General features: G+C 37.4%; 20 protein-coding genes. 16 read left to right on the plus strand and 4 right to left on the minus strand.

Going from position 1 to position 21,862, the window contains the following annotated elements; all coding sequences use genetic code 11:
* Positions 1–67 precede the first annotated feature (67 nt).
* The 5 genes from IQ10_RS13650 (at position 68) to IQ10_RS13670 (ending at position 7,538) form a co-directional block, all read left to right on the plus strand.
* Positions 68–2,248, plus strand: a complete 2,181-nt coding sequence (locus IQ10_RS13650) for a malate synthase G (protein WP_144451048.1) — start codon at positions 68–70, stop codon at positions 2,246–2,248.
* 114 nt (positions 2,249–2,362) lie between these two features.
* On the plus strand, positions 2,363–3,142 hold the full coding sequence (locus IQ10_RS13655) for a fumarylacetoacetate hydrolase family protein (RefSeq protein WP_144451049.1): 780 nt from the start codon (positions 2,363–2,365) through the stop codon (positions 3,140–3,142).
* A gap of 300 nt (positions 3,143–3,442) precedes the next feature.
* A complete protein-coding gene (locus IQ10_RS13660; RefSeq protein ID WP_144451050.1) occupies positions 3,443–5,227 on the plus strand; it encodes an L-lactate permease in 1,785 nt (594 codons plus the stop codon).
* A 112-nt stretch (positions 5,228–5,339) separates the two neighbouring features.
* On the plus strand, positions 5,340–6,113 hold the full coding sequence (locus IQ10_RS13665; protein WP_144451051.1) for a hydroxypyruvate isomerase family protein: 774 nt from the start codon (positions 5,340–5,342) through the stop codon (positions 6,111–6,113).
* Positions 6,114–6,275: 162 nt separating this feature from the next.
* Complete coding sequence (locus IQ10_RS13670; protein WP_242009834.1) at positions 6,276–7,538, plus strand: ATP-binding protein; 1,263 nt, start codon at positions 6,276–6,278, stop codon at positions 7,536–7,538.
* A gap of 64 nt (positions 7,539–7,602) precedes the next feature.
* On the opposite strand, the gene IQ10_RS13675 is transcribed toward IQ10_RS13670, so the two are convergent.
* Positions 7,603–8,490, minus strand: coding sequence for a LysR family transcriptional regulator (locus IQ10_RS13675; RefSeq protein WP_144451053.1), 888 nt, complete (start codon positions 8,488–8,490; stop codon positions 7,603–7,605).
* Positions 8,491–8,705: 215 nt separating this feature from the next.
* Here IQ10_RS13675 and IQ10_RS13680 point away from each other — a divergent pair, with 215 nt between their 5' ends.
* Entirely contained in the window at positions 8,706–9,080 is a 375-nt protein-coding gene (locus IQ10_RS13680; protein WP_242009830.1) for a CidA/LrgA family protein, read from the plus strand.
* Positions 9,077–9,763 (plus strand): LrgB family protein, encoded by a 687-nt coding sequence (locus IQ10_RS13685; RefSeq protein WP_144451054.1) that lies wholly within the window; start codon positions 9,077–9,079, stop codon positions 9,761–9,763. Before IQ10_RS13680 ends, IQ10_RS13685 begins: the two co-directional genes overlap by 4 nt.
* A gap of 58 nt (positions 9,764–9,821) precedes the next feature.
* Here the strand turns inward: IQ10_RS13685 and IQ10_RS13690 are convergent, their stop codons facing one another.
* Positions 9,822–10,814 carry a tyrosine-type recombinase/integrase gene (locus IQ10_RS13690; RefSeq protein WP_144451055.1) on the minus strand — a complete coding sequence of 331 codons (993 nt, stop codon included), beginning with the start codon at positions 10,812–10,814 and terminating at the stop codon, positions 9,822–9,824.
* A 173-nt stretch (positions 10,815–10,987) separates the two neighbouring features.
* On the opposite strand from IQ10_RS13690, the gene spoVK reads away from it, so the two are divergent.
* The 5 genes from spoVK to glnA all read left to right on the plus strand — a co-directional run bounded on the left by spoVK (position 10,988) and on the right by glnA (position 16,639).
* Entirely contained in the window at positions 10,988–11,941 is a 954-nt protein-coding gene (spoVK, locus tag IQ10_RS13695; protein WP_144451056.1) for a stage V sporulation protein K, read from the plus strand.
* 102 nt (positions 11,942–12,043) lie between these two features.
* Positions 12,044–13,315 (plus strand): GTPase HflX, encoded by a 1,272-nt coding sequence (gene hflX, locus IQ10_RS13700; RefSeq protein WP_144451057.1) that lies wholly within the window; start codon positions 12,044–12,046, stop codon positions 13,313–13,315.
* A 3-nt stretch (positions 13,316–13,318) separates the two neighbouring features.
* Positions 13,319–14,569, plus strand: a complete 1,251-nt coding sequence (locus IQ10_RS13705; protein ID WP_144451058.1) for a methionine gamma-lyase family protein — start codon at positions 13,319–13,321, stop codon at positions 14,567–14,569.
* A gap of 213 nt (positions 14,570–14,782) precedes the next feature.
* Entirely contained in the window at positions 14,783–15,178 is a 396-nt protein-coding gene (locus tag IQ10_RS13710; protein ID WP_144451059.1) for a MerR family transcriptional regulator, read from the plus strand.
* A 111-nt stretch (positions 15,179–15,289) separates the two neighbouring features.
* Positions 15,290–16,639 carry a type I glutamate--ammonia ligase gene (gene glnA / locus IQ10_RS13715; protein ID WP_144451060.1) on the plus strand — a complete coding sequence of 450 codons (1,350 nt, stop codon included), beginning with the start codon at positions 15,290–15,292 and terminating at the stop codon, positions 16,637–16,639.
* Positions 16,640–17,432: 793 nt separating this feature from the next.
* Here glnA and IQ10_RS13725 read toward each other — a convergent pair.
* Together IQ10_RS13725 and IQ10_RS13730 are read right to left on the minus strand one after the other, a co-directional pair.
* Complete coding sequence (locus IQ10_RS13725) at positions 17,433–18,002, minus strand: DUF4352 domain-containing protein (protein WP_144451061.1); 570 nt, start codon at positions 18,000–18,002, stop codon at positions 17,433–17,435.
* Between the two features lie 370 nt (positions 18,003–18,372).
* Positions 18,373–18,675, minus strand: a complete 303-nt coding sequence (locus IQ10_RS13730; protein ID WP_144451062.1) for a hypothetical protein — start codon at positions 18,673–18,675, stop codon at positions 18,373–18,375.
* A gap of 309 nt (positions 18,676–18,984) precedes the next feature.
* On the opposite strand from IQ10_RS13730, the gene hpaB reads away from it, so the two are divergent.
* From hpaB to tnpA, 4 genes are all read left to right on the plus strand, one after another.
* A complete protein-coding gene (hpaB, locus tag IQ10_RS13735; RefSeq protein ID WP_144451063.1) occupies positions 18,985–20,439 on the plus strand; it encodes a 4-hydroxyphenylacetate 3-monooxygenase, oxygenase component in 1,455 nt (484 codons plus the stop codon).
* Between the two features lie 238 nt (positions 20,440–20,677).
* A complete protein-coding gene (locus tag IQ10_RS13740) occupies positions 20,678–20,935 on the plus strand; it encodes a hypothetical protein (RefSeq protein ID WP_144451064.1) in 258 nt (85 codons plus the stop codon).
* A 127-nt stretch (positions 20,936–21,062) separates the two neighbouring features.
* The gene (locus tag IQ10_RS13745) at positions 21,063–21,479 is read left to right on the plus strand and encodes a hypothetical protein (protein WP_144451065.1); all 417 of its coding nucleotides are present in this window, start codon (positions 21,063–21,065) and stop codon (positions 21,477–21,479) included.
* 187 nt (positions 21,480–21,666) lie between these two features.
* On the plus strand, positions 21,667–21,862 hold a 196-nt coding region (tnpA, locus tag IQ10_RS13750; protein ID WP_144451074.1), incomplete at its 3' end, for an IS200/IS605 family transposase.

A 21,862-nucleotide genomic window follows, 5' to 3' on the forward strand; every position in this document is an offset into this window, starting at 1 on the left:
TAATAGAAACTGTGTTTCCTAATAAGAAACGAATGGAAAAGCTCATATTTTAAGGAGGAGATTGTCAATGACAGATTATATAAAAGTAGGTAATCTTCAAGTTGCTAAGGAATTGCATCAATTTATTAACGAGGAAGCTCTTGCGCAAAGCGGAGTAGAAACGGAACAGTTTTGGACTGGATTAGAAACGTTAATTAACGATTTAGCTCCGCAAAATAAGAAATTACTTGCTAAACGTGACGAGATTCAAAGTCAAATTGATGCTTGGCATAAAGAAAATAAAGAGAGCTTTGATTTCGCTAAATATAAAGCATTTTTACAAGATATTAATTATTTAGAGCCTGAAGTAGAAGATTATCAAATTACAACAGATAATGTAGACGAAGAAATCACATTGCAAGCAGGGCCACAATTAGTTGTTCCAGTTAATAACGCTCGTTATGCGATCAATGCTGCGAACGCTCGTTGGGGAAGTTTATATGATGCTCTTTATGGCACAGATGCAATCAGTGAAGAGGACGGTGCTGAACGTCAAAAATCATACAATCCAGCTCGCGGAGCAAAAGTTATTGCATATGCGAAGGATTTCTTAGACAAAACAGTACCTCTAAAATCAGCTTCTCATAAAGATGCTGTCAAATATGTGATCCAAGATGGTAAATTGTCTATTTCTTTAAGTAATGGTGAGGCGACAGAGCTAGAAACGGAATCGAAGCTTGTCGCATATCAAGGATTAGCAGAGGAACCAACCGCTATCTTACTGAAAAATAACGGTCTACATTTTGAAATTCAAATTGATCGTGAGCATCCAATTGGTAAAACAGACCAGGCTGGTGTAAAAGACCTACTAATGGAATCTGCACTTACAACAATCATGGATTGTGAAGACTCTGTTGCTGCAGTTGATGCAGAGGATAAAGTACTTGTTTATCGCAACTGGTTAGGTCTAATGAATGGAAAATTAGAAGCTACTTTTCAAAAAGGTAGTAAGAGTGTTACACGTACGCTAAATCCTGATCGCGCGTACACGACTTCAAATGGCAGTGAACTTACATTATCAGGCCGTTCACTTATGTTTGTACGAAATGTTGGTCACTTAATGACAAGTAATGCTGTATTAGATCAAGAGGGACAAGAGGTTCCAGAAGGTATTTTGGATACAGTTATTACGAGCCTTCTTGCTAAACAAGACCTTTTACGTAATGGAGATAAAGCTAATTCAAGAAAAGGCTCTGTTTATATCGTTAAGCCGAAAATGCACGGCTCTAAAGAAGTCGCTTTTTCAAATCAGCTCTTTGACAGAGTTGAAGACTTGCTAGGTTTAGAAAGAAATACGTTAAAAATTGGGGTTATGGATGAAGAACGTCGTACGACTTTAAACTTAAAAGCGTGTATTCGCGAAGTAAAAGAGAGAGTCGTATTTATTAATACTGGTTTCTTAGATCGTACAGGTGATGAGATGCATACATCGATGGAAGCTGGTCCGATGATTCGCAAAAATGATATGAAATCATCTAGCTGGTTACAAGGGTATGAGCAAAACAACGTAATTGTTGGTTTAGCTAGTGGTTTTAGTGGGCGCGCGCAAGTTGGAAAAGGAATGTGGGCAATGCCAGATATGATGGCAGAAATGTTGAAGCAAAAGGGTAGCCAACTTCAAGCAGGAGCAAATACGGCTTGGGTACCATCTCCAACAGCAGCTACATTACATGCTCTTCACTATCATGAAATTGATGTGAAAGAAGTACAAAATGAATTAGCTAAGGAATCTAAAGACCTACGTGATCAAATTTTGGAATTCCCAGTTGCTAAAAATCCTAACTGGAGCCCTGAAGAGATTCAGCAAGAGCTAGATAACAATGCACAAGGAATTCTTGGCTATGTTGTTCGTTGGGTAGAGCAAGGAGTTGGATGTTCAAAAGTACCTGATATTAATAATGTTGGGCTAATGGAAGACCGTGCGACACTTCGAATTTCTAGTCAACACATGGCAAACTGGATTCACCAAGGCATTTGTTCAAAAGAGCAGGTACTTGAAACATTACAACGTATGGCAAAAGTGGTAGATGAGCAAAACGCAGGTGACCCTGAATATCGTGCAATGTCTACAGACTTTGACAACTCTGTTGCGTTTCAAGCAGCGTGTGAGCTAGTGTTTGAAGGTTGTAAGCAACCAAACGGATACACAGAACCAATTTTACACCGTCGCCGTCAAGAAGCGAAGGCGAAGATTGCTCAAAACGCTTAATGAATTAGGAATTAATCAATACTGCACAAGTCATGGTGGACGTCACATCTTTACACCATGACTTGCTGCAAACGTACATACTGTTACCTACCTTACATTGAAAGGAAAATGATAATGAAATTTACTAGATTTTCAGTTAATACAGAAGTATATACAGGCGTTATCGAGAATAATGTTATTAAAGAAGTAGAAGGTGACATTTTTGAAAGCTGGGAGTTCACAGGAAAAGAATTTTCACCTAGTGATGTTACATTGCTTGCTCCACTTGAGCCAAACCAAATCATTGGAATTGGTGCAAACTTTGTTACAAAAGTAGAAGAAATTCCTGATACGTTACCTGAGATTCCTGTGTTTTTCTTCAAGCCAACATCATCAGTCATTGGTCCTGAGGATGAAATTGTCATACCAGCTGCGATTAATGAGGTTAAATTTGAATCAGAGCTAGCGATCATCATTGGAAGAGATGCGAAGAATGTTGCGGAAGAAGACGTGTTAGATTATGTTTTTGGCTATACAGTAGGAAATGATGTAACAGCTCCTCAATACTTCCGAGAAGATGGTCATTGGACGATTGGAAAATCATTTGATACATTTACACCCCTTGGCCCTGTCATTGAAACAGAGCTAGATCCTTTTAATGTTAGAGTCGAGGCACGCCTAAATGATGTCGAAAAGCAAAATAGTGCAACGGAATTAATGATTGTTCCTATTGGAAAAATGATTTCATATTTATCAAATGTCATGACACTCAAAAAAGGTGACGTGATTCTAACAGGTAGTCCAGTTGGAGCTGAACTAGTTGGAGCTGGTGATAGCATTGAATGCGAAATAAAAGAAATCGGTGTTTTGCGTAACACATTTGTTAGTGCAAAGCAAAATGTAAAAACGATTTAACGAATGGAGCCCGGTCGCAATGAGATACAGACGCTTTGTGCCGGGCATACTTTCATGCTATTAAGATGAATCCTCACCTTAAAACTTACATAACCTTTTTCCTCATTATTTCTAATTTATACAAATGCTATTGAAAGTTTATTTGTAGGCATAATAATATTTTAGCTTTCATAAAAGTAACAGTAAAATGTAAACGCTATCATTTTTTGGATAATTTGTTGTATAAATAATAGTGAAAATTATACAACAATTTAATAATAATGTAAAAAATAAACGATTGCATAAGGAAGGGGAAAATTTATGGGTACTGGGATGTTGGCTTTTTTATCTCTTTTACCGATCATTGCGGTAGCGATTTTTCTAGTTGGACTCAGGTGGCCTGCAAGTAAGGCGATGCCGATTTCCTACCTAGTGGCAGTTGGACTTGCATTATTTGTTTGGCAAGTTCCGGGGGTAAATGTCGCTGCAGCATCGATTAATGGGCTTGTTACTGCAGGGACACTTTTGTATATCATCTTTGGAGCGATACTGCTTTTAAATACTCTACAGGAAAGTGGAGGAATTAAAACGATCCGTCAAGGATTTACTGATATCTCTCCAGACCGTCGTGTACAAGTGATTATTATTGCATGGTTGTTTGGATCGTTTATTGAAGGTTCTGCCGGATTTGGGACACCTGCAGCTGTAGCCGTACCATTACTAGTAGGACTTGGATTCCCTGCGATGGCCGCGGTTATCTCGGGAATGGTTATCCAAAGTACCCCTGTATCATTTGGAGCTGTTGGTACTCCGATGTTAGTTGGAGTACAATCTGGTTTATCAGCTGATCCGACCATTACCAATGACTTTCTATTATTAGTAACTGAGATCGGTGGCAAAGTGGCAATTATGCATGCTATTACAGGTACACTTGTCCCATTATTTGTAGTAGCACTTATGACAAGGTTTTTTGGAAAAAACAAATCATTTTCAGAAGGAATTAAAATTTGGAAGTTTGCCTTATTTGCTGCTTTTGCAATGACAATTCCTTATGTGATTGTAGCAAATGTACTTGGACCTGAATTCCCATCCATGATTGGTAGTTTAGTTGGTCTAGTAATTGTCGTATCTGCAGCTAAAAAAGGATTTTTGATGCCACCGAAAGATGAAATTTGGAACTTTGAAGAAAAGTCAAAATGGGATCCAGAATGGACAGGTAAAATCGAAATCAAAGATATTGCTCATAAAAGTGGAAATATGAGCATGATTCGAGCATGGTCACCGTACATTTTAGTCGGGATATTCTTAGTGCTCTCAAGATTACAATCACTGCCTATTATTGACTGGTTGAGGGCATGGACTGTTAGTTTCGATAATATTCTTGGAACAGAAATTTCTGCAAGTTTTCAGCCACTATACTTGCCTGGAACGATATTTATTCTTGTCACATTAATTACTTTCTTCATACACGGAATGAGTAGTAACGCTTACATGAAAGCCTGGTCTGATTCTGCTAAAACAACACTTGCTGCTTCCACTGCACTTGTGTTTACGGTGCCAATGGTCCAAGTATTTTTAAATACAGACGGGGGAGCAGCAGGTTTTGATCGAATGCCGATCGCACTTGCGAATGGAGTAGCTTCATTAACTGGTGATTTCTGGCCAATCTTTGCAACATTTATTGGGGGTCTTGGAGCATTTATTGCTGGAAGTAACACCGTAAGTAACATGATGTTCGCATTATTCCAATATGATGTTGGTGCACAAATTGGAGTAGATCCTACATGGATTGTTGCTCTTCAAGCAGTCGGCGGAGCAGCTGGTAATATGATCTGTGTTCATAATGTTGTAGCAGCTTCTGCTGTTGTAGGTTTAGTCGGAAAAGAAGGTACGATTATTCGGAAAACCATCTTCCCATTTCTCTATTATGCATTATTTGCTGGAGGGCTTGGTTACTCCATTGTCTGGTATGCGGAAAAAGGTCTCTTTAACATCGGTAGCTTTATCGTTTTAGGTATTGCACTTGCGGCCGTTTACATTATTGCAACAAACCGTAAGCGTGCTGACTTATTAATAGATAAAAGTACACCATTTGGAATGAAATAATTTTATAGTATGAAGAAAGATATAATGAAAATAAAACCCTTATGATGAGGGTTTTATTTTCTTATGTCCATGTTTACTTTAGATAAGAAAAAATCTCAATTAGGAGGATTTTATGAATCAATTTTCTGTTAATCTATCAACTATTTTCACTGAATATCCTTTTATCGATCGCATCAAAAAAGCAAAAGAACATGGTTTTACTCATGTAGAATGTCAATTTCCTTATCCTTATTCATTAGAAAAGATCAAACGGGAACTTGATGATCACCATCTTTCAATGGTTTTAATCAACCTGCCACCAGGAGATTGGGTGAGTGGCGATCGAGGAATGGCAATTGACCCAAACAGAATAGAAGAATTTAGGGAGTCTGTTAAGATAGGAATTCGCTATGCGACTACTATACAATGCCCGCGGATTCATTGTATGGCGGGTGTAATGCCTGAAAAATCTAACAAAGAGCAGGTTAGAGATGTTTTTATAAACAATATCAAGTATGCAGCAGCGAAAATGGCAGAGCATGACCTAACACTATTAATTGAACCCATCAATACATTTGATATCCCAGGATACTTTTTAAATGATCTTCATGAGGCAGTGCATATTATTAAAGAAGTTCATTCACCTAATGTTAAACTACAATTCGATTTCTATCATATTCAAAGAACATATGGTCACACGCTTACTTTATTCGAGCGATATACTCATCTCATCGAACACGTCCAAATAGCAGATGTTCCAGGACGCTATCAACCAGGGACTGGAGAAATGGACTATCAAGAAATATTTGATTTACTACATAATCTTCATTATGAGGGATTTATAGGATTAGAGTATTCGCCAAAAGGGAAAAGTGAAGAAAGTTTTAATTGGATGACGACGAGGTAACTTTTTTCTAATTGGTTCTGTAAAATCATAATTGTAATAAGAGTTTTAGAATTCATAATCATAAAATAAGGTGAAGTTAAAAAATAAGAAAAAAGTATCATTTATATAAAAGATAGACTAACCTAGTAGGTGAGCCATGGAATGAAAGGAGGTCAATAGTTGATGCATGGTCTAGAATCTCTTTTATTAAATGTACTTTTTATCATCATCTTTTTATTATTTATCCCTCTACTGTTAGAAATTAATTCGAAGATGTTATTCAATCCAACAAAGAAGAACTGGATCATCAATTTTTCTGCTAGTTTAGGAATCATTCTATGTATTTTATTTCCGTTCTCCATTATAGATGGGTATATTTTTGATTTGCGTTGGGTTGCTGTTACGATCGGGGGATTGTATGGTGGAGTTACAACAATTATTTTATTGACTGGATTAACGATAGCGTTTCGTTATTTTCTTGGAGGAGTTGGAGTTGGGGCAACCGTTCTTATCGGCATTGTTTTAATGTTTATATTAATCGCTATTAGAAAAATGTTTAGAAAATCATCAAAACAGAAAAAACTCCTAGTAGGTACTACTGTTTCCTTATTAGCGGGTGTATGGGCCTTGTTTGTCTCAATAATCATTTTTGATATTTCATTTAATGCTTTTTTTGTCTTTTTATATTTGATTCTAACATTTATGACTACTCTTTTAGTTATTTATATATACGAAGCATTTCAAGAATCGCAGTTAATTAACCAACGAGTGATTAAAGCGGAAAAAATGGAGATAGTCAGTCATTTAGCTTCCTCAATGTCACACGAAGTCCGAAATCCATTGGCTGTCGTTAGAGGCTTTTTGCAGCTGATGCAGGTAACGACTGTATCAGAAAAGAAACAAAGAGAGTATTTAAGTCTTTCCATTGAAGAAATTGATCGAGCAACTGATATTATTCAAAATTACTTAACGTTTGCGAAGCCGTCTCCTGAAAACGCCGTACGGATTAATATTGAGCAAGAATTGAAACGAGCAATTAACATCATTACACCATTGGCCAACATAAATAGGATCCATATAGGAACTAAGCTTGAAAGTTGCTTCATCCTGGGTGATCCACAATTACTACAGCAATGCTTGTTAAATATTACAAAAAATTGTATTGAAGCCATGCCGAATGGCGGAGAACTTTTTATAGAAACATATAAAGGAAATGGCGAATTGATGATTGTGATTTCTGATGAGGGTGAAGGAATGACGAAAGAGCAACTATCTCGATTAGGTGAACCTTATTACACAACAAAGGGAAGAGAAGGAACAGGACTCGGTATGATGGCAGCTATGCAGATCATTGAAATGATGAGTGGTAAATTAAGTGTAACAAGTCGAGTAAACGAGGGAACAAATTTTTATATTCGTTTCCCAACAATTGAAAAGCAAGCTTAAAACATAGAATGATAAGATAATATGATTCACAACCAATAACATCGTTTGGTATTTCCAAACGATGTTATTGGTTTTCGTGACGTTTTTGAGCAAGATGAATAAATTCACGCACGGCAAACGATAAATATTTATTGTTTTTCCATGCTAGCCCTAACTCTAAATGAATCTCAGGATCGGATAAAGGTATGGCAATGATCTCTTTTTTGTTGATAGACTCACAGATCTTACTAGGAAACAAGGCAACTCCTAATTTGGCCCCTACCATTTCAATCATAAAATCCTTTTGTGAGCTTTCACATACGATATTCGGATTAAATTGATTTTTTGAACATTCCTCAAGAATACGGTCGTGAAGAGAAAAATCATTTCGATATAAAATAAGCGGTTGATGTTCTAATTCCCTAAATAGGATTTCAGTTTTGGCAGCAAAGGAGTGTTCGGAATGAACAATGACCATCAGTGGGTCCTTTGATAAATTAATCATTTCAAAATGCCCTTCTGTTGGTGGCGTGCAAATTAATCCGATGTCTAGTGAGCCGTCCTCAAGCCCTTCTTTAATTTTAATGGTGCCAACTTCACTTAAGAGAATATCAACGTATGGATATGATTCTTTAAACTGGCCAATTAATGTTGAGAAAAAAGCTGCCCCAATGATGGGTGGAATACCAATTCTAATTTCTCCACTCTTTATCTCCATAATATCTGTTAGCTCTGACGTTAAATTTTTAAAAGCTTCTAGGACATTTTTGGCATTCATCAAGACGGCTTTTCCTGCATCTGTTAACTCCAATTGTTTTGGCGAACGATAAAATAAAGGGACTCCTAGCTCTCCTTCTAAGTTTTTAATTGCTTTACTTAAGGATGGTTGGGAAACGTGCAAGGTTGCGGCAGCTTTCGTGAAACTTGCTTGTTTAGCAACCTCTGAAAAATACTCTAACTGACGAATATCCATTCGAAAAACCTCCCTATAACTAAAATGAATAGCAAGCATAGTTTATATGTATTTTCTTTATAACTATATTACTCATATAATGAACCATAAGCTAAAGTTATAATAAATCGAAAATATCGACGAACTCTTTAATCTTTAGTTTAAAAGGTTTTTCCGTTTCTTGCTATCGATTTTTTATACGTTAAAACTCACATTTTTAGAGGAGGTCGGTTATTGTGTTGCGAAACGGTATACTTGTTATTATTCAACTAATGATTTTATGGGCAATCAATCAACTCGGCTACTTAATTGTGAGTTGGCTTAATCTTCCATTACCAGGCAATGTGGCTGGTATGGTTATTCTCATAGTTCTATTAGTAACGGGTGTCATCCCCCTATCATTAGTAGAAGAGGCAGCAACCTTTTTGATAAAACATTTAGCATTTTTTTTCATTCCAGTAGCTGTCGGTTTGATGAAATTTGGCGATTTATTTTGGCAGCACGGTCTCGCCTTAGGGATTGCGATCACTATTAGCGCGATGATTGGTATTTATGTCACTGGTTTTGTTTCTCAATTTTTAGCTAAAAAGAAAGGAGGAGAGAGTGTATGATCATCATGTCTACGTTGCTCAGTATTTTGATCACAATTGGGGTCTATGCTCTTTCAAGAGTAGCTGGAGGAAAATACCCTTCACCATTTACGACTCCAGTCTTTTTTAGTACGACAATTATTATTTTGCTTTTATTAGCGACAGGAACTCCTTACGAGCGGTATGAACCAGCAAAAGACATCATCACTTATCTTTTAGGTCCAGCAACGGTTGCGTTAGCTGTTCCATTGTATAAAAAACGGAAAATTATCATGAAATACAGCATAACAGCAGGAATTGGCCTTTTTCTTGGGTCAATTTCGACGATTCTTTCAGTGATTTGGATAGCGAAAGCATTTGAGTTAACGGATACGATCATTGCTTCAATTAGTGTTAAGTCTGCAACCGTTCCGATTGCTGTTGAAGTATCAGAAATGATTTACGGAGATGTTTCTTTATCAGCGATATTTGTGGTTGCTACAGGAATCATCGTGGGCATGGTAGGACCATGGTTTTTAACACTGACAAAAATCACAGACCCCCTTTCGCGAGGACTTTCAATGGGAACGATTGCACATGGACAAGGGACAGCAGAAATTGCTAGGGAAGGGCAATTGCAAGGAGCGATGGCAGGCATAGCGATGGGTTTAGCTGCTATTTTGACATCGGTCATTGTACCGATCGTCGTTTTGTATTTATTGTAAATTATTACATGATGAAACAAAATGGTGCCAGATCATACTTCGAGCACCATTTTTGCTTTTATTTGTTTAAACGAGCGATTTGTTCTTTCGTCATGTGCTGAGCAGTGTTAAGGTATCGTTTAATTGATAGTGGTGAAGTGTAGCCGATAATATCGATCAATTCATCTTGTGACATTCCGTTTATCAATTTCTGTAAAATAAAGGTGTGGCGCAGTGTTTGCGCACTGATTCCTTTTCTAAGCTGGGCACGCTTCACTTCCATTCTAAGCATCTTCTGCATCGCAATTATAGTCATTCGCTTTGGACCATCATCATCATAAGACCAATGAAAGGTCTTCCGCTTAAAATCAAAAGCAACAAAAAAAGGATCTGCACTATGTAAGCGAGGGCGAACAGGCTCAGGTATTTGTTTATAGTACGTATACGCTAGTTTTTTATCTTGTTCCTCTAATGTTATGTTTCGTGCTGGAGCACTTTCATGATCGATTACTAGTTCGTTTCGTTCAAACTTGATATTTGTCATTGATAATTGATGTACCTCGCGTAAAGTAAGACCATAATGTAAGAAAAGACGAACCATAAAGACATTTCGCTCTTTATAAAAATGAAAGGTCTCCATTTGTTGATCAGATAATCCGTGATCAGACATAACAGAACGTAATAAAACTGTTCGCTCTTTTTCTGTTAACCATTCAGATTCCGACAATGGGTTCGCTGTTAGCTCTGGTGGTTCGATATCCTCAATCGGTCTGAGTTCACTAGAGCCAAGCGACTTTTGGTAACGTGATACTTGCTTTAACACACTATGAATGCGCCTGATCGTTCGGATATGATAATTACGACCGCTTGATAATTCCTCAAAAAAAAGCTCTAATTCTTCTGTTGATATCGTTTTCCAATCAATGACTTCTGTCGTTTGCCGAGCTTGTCTTAGCCAGTTTGAAAAATCAAATAGATCATATTGATATCGTCTAATTGTTGAATCCTTTCTCCCCTTTAGTAAGAGTTGGTTCAGATAATCTTCAATAAATGCAGGGAATTCTGGCTCCATTCTCTCACTCCCTTCTTAATCCATTAGTTTACCATTTTATTTGTTGTAGTGCTCTAAAAAATTAAGAAGGACAAAAAAATGGGCATTTGTCACATGTTCGCCTATTTATGCGTATAGTGTTAAAGGAACTAAAAATGGACTTGAGTGGTATTCGGAGTAAAGGGGTGAGTAGCATGAATAACCCAGTAAATGTAAGGAAAAAAGGTCGGATCAATGTCGTCATCAATCACAAGACTATTGATAAAGTCGACCGTACGGAATCGCTTTTTCAAACGGAACAGGAAAAAGAAAAACATGATATTTTATCGCGTTTTGAAACGGAGCTAGAAAAATATGTGGGACTTGAAGAAATTAAAAGACTTGTTAATGAAATTTATGCTTGGCTTTACATTAATCAGCGAAGACAGCAATACGGACTCAAAGCTAGTAAACAAGTCCTTCATATGATTTTCAAAGGCAATCCAGGAACAGGAAAAACAACAGTTGCAAGAATCATTGCCTCCTTTTTATATGAAATGAGTGTGTTGTCAAAAGGGCATTTCATGGAGGTTGAACGAGCCGATTTAGTGGGGGAGTATATAGGTCATACAGCGCAAAAAACACGAGATGTTTTAAAAAAAGCAAATGGTGGTGTGCTTTTTATTGATGAGGCTTATTCCTTAGCACGAGGTGGAGAAAAGGATTTTGGTAAGGAAGCGATTGATACGTTAGTGAAAGCAATGGAGGATAACCAACATGATTTTGTTCTAATTTTAGCTGGCTACTCTCGTGAGATGGATTATTTCCTCTCTCTCAATCCAGGCCTTCCTTCACGTTTTCCAATTGCAATTGATTTTCCAAACTATACGACTGATCAATTGATGGAAATTGTGCGTCGGATGTTATCAGAGCGTGAATATCAGTTGACAAAAGACGGAGAATTGCACGTTAAGGAACATTTAAGACGTATTCGGCAAGAACAAGAGCGCACGTTTAGCAATGGCCGTTATATTCGTAATCTCATTGAGGAAGCGATTCGGATGCAAGCCGTTCGACTTTTACGTGAGCAAAAATATGATCGGCAAGCGCTTATCACAATTAAGAGAGATGACTTTCAATTCCATACTTCTCACGTGAAGCTGAATTAAAGAAAAGCTAGGACATTTTCTAGCTTTTCTTTTTCGCGCTATTTCGTGGTAAGATGGAGGATAGACGCTAGATTTTAACAGAGATGAAGGATGTGGAATTGATTGCAAGAGATTAATCACCGAGATACCGAAAAGGTCATTCTTGTTGGCTGTCAGTTTGATGAAGATGACAGTGCATTTGAACGTTCTATAGATGAATTAAATAGTTTAGTAAAGACAGCGAACGGAATCGTTGTGGCGACACTCACACAAAAGAGACAAAAGGTTGAACCGTCAACATACATCGGAAAAGGAAAAGTAGACGAGCTGATTCAATTAGTGGAGGAAACAGAAGCGGATAGCATCGTCTTTAATGATGAACTTTCACCAAGTCAAGTACGCAATGTTCATACCCGTACAAAAGCTGTTGTGATTGATCGAACACAATTAATTTTAGATATATTTGCACAACGAGCTCAGTCACGTGAAGGGAAGCTCCAAGTTGAACTCGCGCAGCTATCCTATTTGCTACCTCGACTTGCTGGTCAAGGGCTGGCACTTTCAAGACAAGGAGGAGGAATAGGTTCAAAGGGACCTGGTGAAACACAATTAGAGTCTGACCGCCGTCATATTCGTAGACGTATGGATGAAATCAAACGTCAGCTTGAAGCGGTAGTAGGTCATAGAGAGCGTTACCGTGACCGTCGCAAGCAAAATGAGGTGCTACAATTAGCAATTGTTGGGTATACGAATGCAGGAAAGTCAACTTTGCTTAATCGTCTGGCGCAAGCAGATACGTATGAAGAAAATCAACTTTTTGCGACCCTTGATCCAACGACGAGACAATTTACTTTACCTAGTGGAATGACGGTTTTGCTCTCAGATACAGTAGGATTTACTCAGGATCTGCCTACAACTCTTGTGGCTGCCTTTCGATCAACATTAGAAGAGCTACAGCAAGCTAATTTATTACTACACGTTGTCGATAGTTCACATCCAGATTATGAACAGCATGAACGGACTGTTAAAAAATTAATTGAAGAATTAGGGGCTAATGGGATTCCGCAATTACTTATTTACAACAAAGCTGAAAATCAAGTGCCTGATTTCTTTCCAACTCGTACAGAAGCATCTGTTGAAATGAGTGCATTTGACCCAGAAGATGTTGCCCAGCTAAAGATGGTGATTGAAGATAAGTTAACACAACAACTATCTCGCTATAATGTGTGGCTAGAGCCGAGTGAAGGAAAACTTCTTGCCAAATGTAAGCAACATACATTACTGAAAACCAATGTCTTTGATGAAGAGAGAGAAGCGTACCACTTACAAGGGTTTGTCATTCCAAATTCTTCACTTGGACAGGAATTATTGAATCGAACGAAAGTAGAGGAATAAAGCATGTTAAGTCAATTACAGCATCAAGAAAAGCTTGAACAGTTAACAGAACGTATTGAAGAACAAATCAGAGATCACCATAAAGAAATAGAAGCGATTGCTCTGACCAATCAAGCAAAAGTGATGCAGTCCTTTCGCAAGCATCAAGTATCTGACTTTCATTTTACTCCTTCTACAGGGTATGGATATGATGACACGGGACGAGATACATTAGAATCGATTTATGCTGATGTGTTTGGTGGTGAAGCAGCACTTGTTCGCCCGCAAATCATTTCTGGTACACATGCGATTGCGACAGCTCTTTTTGGCGTACTTAGACCAGGTGATGAGCTTTTGTATATCACAGGTAAGCCATACGATACACTTGAAGAAATTGTTGGTATTCGTGGTAACGGAAATGGCTCTTTAAAAGAATTTAACATTGGCTATCAAGCGGTCCCGTTACTCGATTCTGGTTGGATTGATGAAGAGAACATTCGAGCGGCTATTTCCGAAAAGACGAAAGTAATTGGTATTCAACGCTCAAAAGGGTATGGAGATCGTCCGTCTTATACGATTGCTGAAATTGAAAAAATGATCCAGTTTATTCGCGGTATTAAAGAAGACGTTATTATATTTGTAGACAATTGTTACGGGGAGTTTGTTGAAACACGAGAGCCATGTGAGGTTGGTGCGGATTTAATGGCTGGATCATTAATCAAAAATCCAGGTGGGGGAATTGTCAAAACAGGTGGATATATCGTTGGTAAACGTAAGCTCGTTGAATTAGCTTCCTACCGTTTAGCCGCACCTGGTATTGGAGCAGAGGGGGGAGCAAGCCTTTATAGTTTACTTGAAATGTATCAAGGCTTTTTCCTCGCCCCGCATGTTGTCTCACAATCCTTAAAAGGAGCTATTTTTACAGCAGCTTTGCTTGAGGAAGTTGGTATGAGTACATCACCAAAATGGAACGAACGACGTACTGATTTAATTCAATCAGTACATTTTCCGAATGCTGAAAAGATGATCTCATTTTGCCAAGCGATTCAAGCGGCGTCTCCAGTTAACGCTCATGTGTCGCCACAACCAAGTCCTATGCCAGGCTATGAGGATCCTGTCATTATGGCAGCAGGGACTTTTATTCAAGGTGCGAGCATTGAATTAACAGCAGATGGACCAATTCGTCCTCCATATGTCGCATATGTACAAGGCGGTCTGACGTATGAACATGTCAAAATTGCCGTTTTACAAGCACTTGATAGCATTTTAGATTAATTGAAAAATGATGGCTCACTAGCATTATATCAACTTGAATACGTCAATTTAATTTGGGGATGCTAGTATAAACATGAGTCATCATTCTTTTTATGAAAAAATTGTCTGAATTTAGCGTGAAAACAAATAATTTTATGTTAACTTACCTAACATTAAGTTGACACTTTAGATGACATTTAGTAGTATTGTGATGTAAGCGGAGGAGGTGTTAGCATGAATGACCAAGTTCGTCGCAATATGCCATTGTTTCCGATTGGTATCGTCATGCAATTAACGGAATTATCAGCAAGACAAATCCGTTATTATGAACAGAATGGTCTGATCTCTCCGGCTAGAACAAAAGGCAATCAACGTCTATTTTCGTTTCGCGATGTCGATAGATTGCTTGAAATTAAAGCATTGATTGAGCAAGGTGTTAATATTTCAGGAATTAAGCAAGTCATTGAGCTGAAAGAACAAGCAAAGACACATGCAACCCAAGAAAAGAAAACTGAAAAGAAAATGACAGACAGAGAATTAAGAGAACATCTTAAAAGTGAGCTTGTTATGGCTGGACGCTTAGGTCGTGCTTCCATTATTCAAGGTCAATTATCAAGATTTTTTCATTAGACAAATGTTTTAATGAAGAAAAAGAGGGTAAGAAAAAACAGTCATACTTGTACCGTAGAAGGTGGCTCGTTTTTTTAATAAAATTAGAATACTGAGAGGGGACTACATAGGATGGCACAATACAGTAACGAAGATATTATGCGTATCGCCGATGAAGAAAATGTACGTTTTATTCGTCTTCAATTCACAGATTTACTCGGGACAATTAAGAACGTTGAAATTCCAGTTGACCAATTAGAAAAGGCACTTGATAACAAAATGATGTTTGATGGTTCATCAATCGAAGGATTTGTTCGTATTGAGGAATCTGATATGTATTTATACCCAGATCTTGATACTTGGGTAGTATTTCCTTGGACGCCAGAAAAGGGGAAAGTAGCCCGTCTTATTTGTGATATTTACATGCCTGGTAAGCCTGGTGAAGAACCTACTCCTTTTGAAGGTGACCCTCGTGGAATCTTAAAGCGTGTTCTTAACGAAGCTAGAGAGATGGGCTTTACAGCATTCAATATCGGTCCAGAACCTGAATTCTTCCTTTTCAAGAATGACGAAAACGGAGAGCCAACACTTGAGCTTAATGATAAAGGTGGTTACTTTGACTTAGCTCCTACAGATTTAGGGGAAAACTGCCGTCGTGATATCGTACTTGAGCTTGAAGATATGGGCTTTGATATTGAAGCATCTCACCATGAAGTTGCTCCAGGACAACATGAAATTGACTTTAAATATGCAGATGCGATTACAGCTTGTGACCACATCCAAACATTTAAGTTAGTTGTTAAGACAATCGCTCGTAAGCATGGCCTTCACGCAACATTCATGCCGAAGCCATTATTCGGTGTGAACGGTTCAGGTATGCATTGTAACATGTCTCTTTTTGATAACAGTGGCAATGTATTCTATGACCAATCAACTGAAAGTCAATTAAGTGATACAGCAATGCACTTCTTAGGCGGTATTTTAGAGCATGCTGAAGCATTCACAGCAATCACAAACCCAATCGTAAACTCTTACAAGCGTCTTGTACCTGGTTACGAAGCACCTGTATACGTTGCTTGGTCTATGCGTAATCGTAGTCCGCTTATCCGTATCCCGTCTTCACGTGGCGTAAGTACTCGTGTTGAAGTTCGTAGCCCAGACCCAGCAGCAAATCCTTACCTTGCTATGGCTGTTATGCTTGCTGCAGGACTTGATGGAATCAAGAAGAAAATTACTCCACCGCCTGCAACAGACCGTAACATCTACATCATGAGCAAAGAAGAGCGCGTAGAAGAAGGAATCAACGATCTTCCAGCTACTCTTAAAGATGCTGTTGATAAGCTTGTAAAAGACGAAGTAATGGTGCAAGCACTTGGCGAGCACGCTGTTGAACACTTCGTTGAAGCAAAAGAAATCGAGTGGGATATGTTCCGCACACAAGTTCACCCTTGGGAACGCGACCAATACCTACAAAACTATTAAGATTAGAGAACCCTTGACGCTACTGGCGTTGAGGGTTTTTATTTAATTTGGTCGAGCGCTATTTCTTTTTTCTACTATTCCAATGACCAAAATATGAACAATAAAACTAAAAAATTTATTACTCGTTTATTTGGTTCAAGTATTCTTCATATTTATCGATTGAATTTATCGAGTTTTTTGATACATGTATGTACACATCTGCTGTAGTTTGCATACTGTCATGACCTAAACATTCCTATATATATTTTATAATGGATCACTTTCAAGTAAGATTACAGCGTGTGTATGGCATAATGAATGGATCGAGAGTTAAGGAAGATCACAACATTTTAGAATACGTTTAAATTGCATTAAACATAGTGCTTTTACTCATAAAGTTCCTATCATTACGGCAGAGCACTAGGTTTAGATCATGCTTGAATGCCAGGTTATGCTTGGAGGTTTGTCTAGCTATTAGTATGAGTCAATTTAGAAACGATGTTCAAAGCTACTGTAACGGCGGTAATATTTCTCGGGAAGTGTTTGTTGATATAAAAAAAGAACCGTATTAAGACAAGGGGACAGAGGTATAGCTAAGCTTTGGATCACAAGTAATATATTTTCACTTATCCTTCTGGTTTTCACAGATAAATCCTCAACACTAGTCAATTTATCATACAAGTTAATGTTACGAATAATAATGCGTGTTTTACAATTTATAAACATGAACCATCTCTTTTTTATTGATGATATACGAAGGAACGTTCTTATTTCAATCAAGAAAAAAAGAGCCTTTTTACAGGCTCATTGAAAATTATTCAAGTACAATTTGAGCTTTTTCAGATCCCCAAAAACCAGTTTGAACTTCAAGAATAAAATCTGAAGCATCAGCAGGGGTTTCAAAAACAACAATCCCTCGTCGATCCATACCAGGATTAACGCTCTCTAGGAAAAATGAAGATCTTTCATCATTTGCATACATTGATGCTTCGCCATCAGCATCAAAGGTTCTGTCGCCTGAAAGAAGCTTGAAAAAAGAGGTATCTGTCATAACAGCTTCGGTGCCCTCATTTAAAAATGTCAAGTCAACTAAGACGAATTGACCAGTTGTACTTTTGTTTAAATATTGATTTCCAACTTCAGTGACACCTGTTTCGATACCATGAACTGTAAATCTAGCCTCGCCTAATTCAAGTGTTTCTCCAATACCGACTGTTTCTGTAACTTCTTCTTCAGTTGGCTCATTTATTGATTCTTCTGTTTCGTCAGTTGGCGCGCTGGTGGTCGTCGTTGTGTCGTCCCCACCCATAAAACTACCTACAATAGCTATTAAAATAAATAGACCAACAATAGGCAGACAACCGAATTTAAAAACCTTTTTCATCGTAAATCCTCCTTTTGTATATGCTACAAAGATAATGGTACGACAAAAATAGAGTTAATTGTTAAATTCGACAAAAAAAGACAGTTTATCAAATAAATTTCTTAAAAGTTTACCACTTTTCTCCTATCAACACGTTTGCCAATTCGTTTTCCTACACGTCACTTTTCTCACAGAGTTAACGTCATTCCAAATACGAAACATTTTTTAAATGCTTGATTTAAGAGTCCATGTTATCTCCTCCTAGTTCAATTTATATAAGAAAAAGCCCAAAAATGGGCTTCTATCTATCATTCAATAATATCAGCTAATATGGCAGGCAAAGTTATCTCCAACCTGGTTGCGCTGTATAAGAGTGAGAACCGAAAATTGTTCAATACACTGTTACGATATCTTCATCAATAAAATCAGTATAACCTTCATATTCTACCCAAATAATATCGTTGTAATTATATCCGTAACTATCTTCAGTAACTGCTAATCGAATGATTGTTATATCACTATCATCTTGAATTTGAACAATTTCACCAGTGTATTTCACATATTCTCCAGTGTGACGATCAAGATTTTTGTTCAATTGAGCAAAGCTTAGCTCTGTTGCTTCGCTCTTTTTAGCTTCGAGCCTTTGCTGATGAGTGCTTCTTCGCTTAAGCCATACGTAGTTTCTACAAAACAAGGCAAAGTGTTTTATGAAAATTCACCCATGAAAACAATCATAGAAGTTGGAGAGAACTTGATGTCATTAATTAAATGATTTTTGGATAGTATTGTTTTAAAGGAGTTTGCGTAATAGAAGCCTTAACGCTATTTGAGTTAAGGCTTTGTTAAGGTTTTTTATTATGAGTGACAATGGATGAATTGATTATTGTTCTTCAACATTTCTACATTCTTAAAAAAATAGGGGAACGCGTGCTCATGACACTCAATAAAATATAACAATAATACGGCTTTTATAAAATAATTAAGTAATCAATGGAGTGGTAACATGGGAGCTATTAACGGAAAAGATCTTATTAATCGATTAAATCAGCTAAATACTGAAATTTGGTTTGATGGAGAAAAAATTGAGGGAAAGATCACTGAACACCCAGCCTTTAAAGGACTTCTTCAAACAAAAGCCGCCCTTTATGATATGCAATATGATCCTAAGCTGAAAGAAGAAATGACGTTTATATCACCAGAAACGGGAGAACCTATCGGACTTTCATACTTGCAACCCAAAACAAAGGCAGATTTAACGAAGAGACGAAAGATGATTGAACATTGGGCTAGACATACTGGTGGCATGATGGGAAGAAGTCCAGACTATATGAACACCGCTATCATGAGTTTTGCTTCATTTGCTCCCTTATTAAAAGGCCGAGACAAATGTTTTCAAGAAAATATTCAATCCCTATATGAACGAGCTAAAGAAAGAGACCTTTCGTTTACACATACATTTGTAACTCCCCAAGTAAATCGCTCGCAGTTTTATATTGAATCCTCGAGAGAACCAATAGCCGCTAAGGTTATTGATCGAAATGAAAAAGGCATCGTTATAAAGGGAGCACGTCTTTTAGCCACACAGGGTGGTTTAACGGATGAAGTATTTGTATTCAGTACGCCTCATAGATTATTCTTAGATCCTGATGAAGCATTTGCCTTTTCCATTCCATCTGATACAAAAGGATTAAAATTTATTTGCAGAGAAACTTTTGTTGGGGGAGAATCCCATTTTGACCATCCATTAAGCTCACGATTTGAAGAAATGGATTCGATACTTGTCTTTGACAATGTGCAAGTCCCTTGGGATCGAGTATTTTTTTATGACAATGTTGAAGCTGCTATCGATTTCGTCGTTCAAGGTTCATTTAATCATTTTGCTATACATCAAGCGGTGACTAGACAAATTGCAAAAACAGAATTTATTTTAGGCCTAGCAGAGCTTATTGTGGACACAATTAATGTCGATGAGTATCAACATGTACAAGAAAAGTTATCTGAAATTATAATTGGGCTTGAAACGATGAAAGCCCTGTTAGACAAATCGGAAAATGATGCACAATTGGACCAATGGGGATATATGCGTCCAAGTATTATTCCTCTTAAGACGGCCATTAACATTTTCCCTAGAATTTATCCTCGCTTTTGCGAGATTGTCCAATTAATTGGGGCTAGTGGAATGGTATCTTTGCCCACTGATAAAGCCTTTCACTCTGCTATTAGAGCAGATCTTGACAAGTATCTTCAAGGAGCAAATAAAAATGCAGAGGATCGGGTTAAGATTTTTCGATTAGCTTGGGATCTTACGATGAGTTCATTCGGTTCAAGACAAACCCAATATGAAAGGTATTTTTTCGGAAACCCTGTTCAATTAGCAAGTAGTTTATACAAAACCTATCCGAAAGATGAAAATGTAAAACTAATTGAAAATTTCTTAAATATAAAAAAGGAAGAATAACAAAAGTTTGGCTTGTAATTTATCATTAATTTAACGTTTTGCACTATGGTCATACTAGAAAGATCATTAATACAAATATTTTTATGATTCCCGTTAGTCATCCATGAAGAAAGAATCATAATGAAACTATATGTAAGTCTGTTAAACTCGCACCAAATCATGTCAGTTATTGTCTATCGATTTTCATAGGACATTAAGTTCCTCTTCTCGAATATATATTGGAGAAAGGAGTGGTTTTATGAATAACGTAAAAGAGTTTACAGTGCAGAATTATTATCTTGTTGAAATTGATCATGTAGGGGGAGTAGACCCTAGAAATAAAGTGACAAAGTGGAGTTGGGATGTTTATATTGCTACTAATGAGAAAGAAGAGTATAGAGGTAAAGCACTAGCACCTGGTAGAGGAGTTGAGGTTCCTTGGACAGTATTAGGGAAGAAGGATTTACTTGAAGAAATGATAGAAATGTGTCAACAGCACATGCCGAAGCATCCTTAATGGGTGCTTTTGTGCGTTTTGAAGCCAGGATTTCTAACTTAATATAGGAAAAAAGAAGTTTAATCTATAGGTTTTTAGAGAGTATGTTATCATAGAAGATAGACTCTATGAAAGGAAGAAAGCATATATGTGGAAATGGATATTAGGTGTACTTCTTATACTGGGAGTAGCAGGATATTTTGGATATAATTTTGCTATTAGTACGGCTTCAGATATAATGATTGATCAGGTTGCCAATCAAGTGCTAAGTAATGAAGAAGAATTGGAAAAACTGATGAATGATCCTGAAATTCAAGCGTTAATAAGCAGCGTTGACGTTGAAGCTGATAAAGAACTACCTTTTGAAACAAAGGAAGAAGCACTAACTGTTGTGTTAAGTGAATTTTCAATGGGGGAAATAACAGACGTGGCGAGCAAAGCTCAAACGGGTGAACTAAGTCCTAATGAAGTACAAGAAATGTTAGAGCAGCGTTTGTCGTCTGAAGAGATGGAGGCCTTAAAGATTATTGCTGTTAAAGAGATTCAAAGCAGACAAAATCAATAATAATCTGAATGAGCTGATGCGGTTTATCGCATCAGCTTTTATTAGTGGTTTAGAAAACCCCTGGCTATGCCGGGGGTTCAAAAGAGCTTCTAGCGTGGTATTAAAAAAACCTCACTTCATGATAGGATAAAGTTGGTTTCCCGACCACTTCATCTCATCATCGAAGGAGGTATGCCCTGTGAAGGACATGAATAGTTTAGCACACACAACATGGAATTGTAAGTATCACATAGTATTTGCGCCAAAGTACAGAAGACAAATCATTTATGGAAAATACAAAAAAAGCATTGGAGAAATTATAAGAGATTTATGTGAACGGAAAGGTGTCGTTATCCATGAAGCCAATGCTTGTCCGGATCACATTCATATGTTAGTCAGTATTC

It is taken from the genome of Halalkalibacter nanhaiisediminis, from assembly GCF_007830185.1.
Taxonomy (GTDB): Bacteria; Bacillota; Bacilli; order Bacillales; family Bacillaceae_D; genus Halalkalibacter; species Halalkalibacter nanhaiisediminis.

Coding starts and splice junctions, on each gene's coding strand:
- IQ10_RS13650 (WP_144451048.1), top strand. CDS start 68: ATGACAGATTATATAAAAGTAGGTAATCTTCAAGTTGCTAAGGAATTG.
- IQ10_RS13655 (WP_144451049.1), top strand. CDS start 2,363: ATGAAATTTACTAGATTTTCAGTTAATACAGAAGTATATACAGGCGTT.
- IQ10_RS13660 (WP_144451050.1), top strand. CDS start 3,443: ATGGGTACTGGGATGTTGGCTTTTTTATCTCTTTTACCGATCATTGCG.
- IQ10_RS13665 (WP_144451051.1), top strand. CDS start 5,340: ATGAATCAATTTTCTGTTAATCTATCAACTATTTTCACTGAATATCCT.
- IQ10_RS13670 (WP_242009834.1), top strand. CDS start 6,276: ATGCATGGTCTAGAATCTCTTTTATTAAATGTACTTTTTATCATCATC.
- IQ10_RS13675 (WP_144451053.1), bottom strand. CDS start 8,490: ATGGATATTCGTCAGTTAGAGTATTTTTCAGAGGTTGCTAAACAAGCA.
- IQ10_RS13685 (WP_144451054.1), top strand. CDS start 9,077: ATGATCATCATGTCTACGTTGCTCAGTATTTTGATCACAATTGGGGTC.
- IQ10_RS13690 (WP_144451055.1), bottom strand. CDS start 10,814: ATGGAGCCAGAATTCCCTGCATTTATTGAAGATTATCTGAACCAACTC.
- spoVK (WP_144451056.1), top strand. CDS start 10,988: ATGAATAACCCAGTAAATGTAAGGAAAAAAGGTCGGATCAATGTCGTC.
- IQ10_RS13705 (WP_144451058.1), top strand. CDS start 13,319: ATGTTAAGTCAATTACAGCATCAAGAAAAGCTTGAACAGTTAACAGAA.
- IQ10_RS13710 (WP_144451059.1), top strand. CDS start 14,783: ATGAATGACCAAGTTCGTCGCAATATGCCATTGTTTCCGATTGGTATC.
- glnA (WP_144451060.1), top strand. CDS start 15,290: ATGGCACAATACAGTAACGAAGATATTATGCGTATCGCCGATGAAGAA.
- IQ10_RS13725 (WP_144451061.1), bottom strand. CDS start 18,002: ATGAAAAAGGTTTTTAAATTCGGTTGTCTGCCTATTGTTGGTCTATTT.
- hpaB (WP_144451063.1), top strand. CDS start 18,985: ATGGGAGCTATTAACGGAAAAGATCTTATTAATCGATTAAATCAGCTA.
- IQ10_RS13740 (WP_144451064.1), top strand. CDS start 20,678: ATGAATAACGTAAAAGAGTTTACAGTGCAGAATTATTATCTTGTTGAA.
- IQ10_RS13745 (WP_144451065.1), top strand. CDS start 21,063: ATGTGGAAATGGATATTAGGTGTACTTCTTATACTGGGAGTAGCAGGA.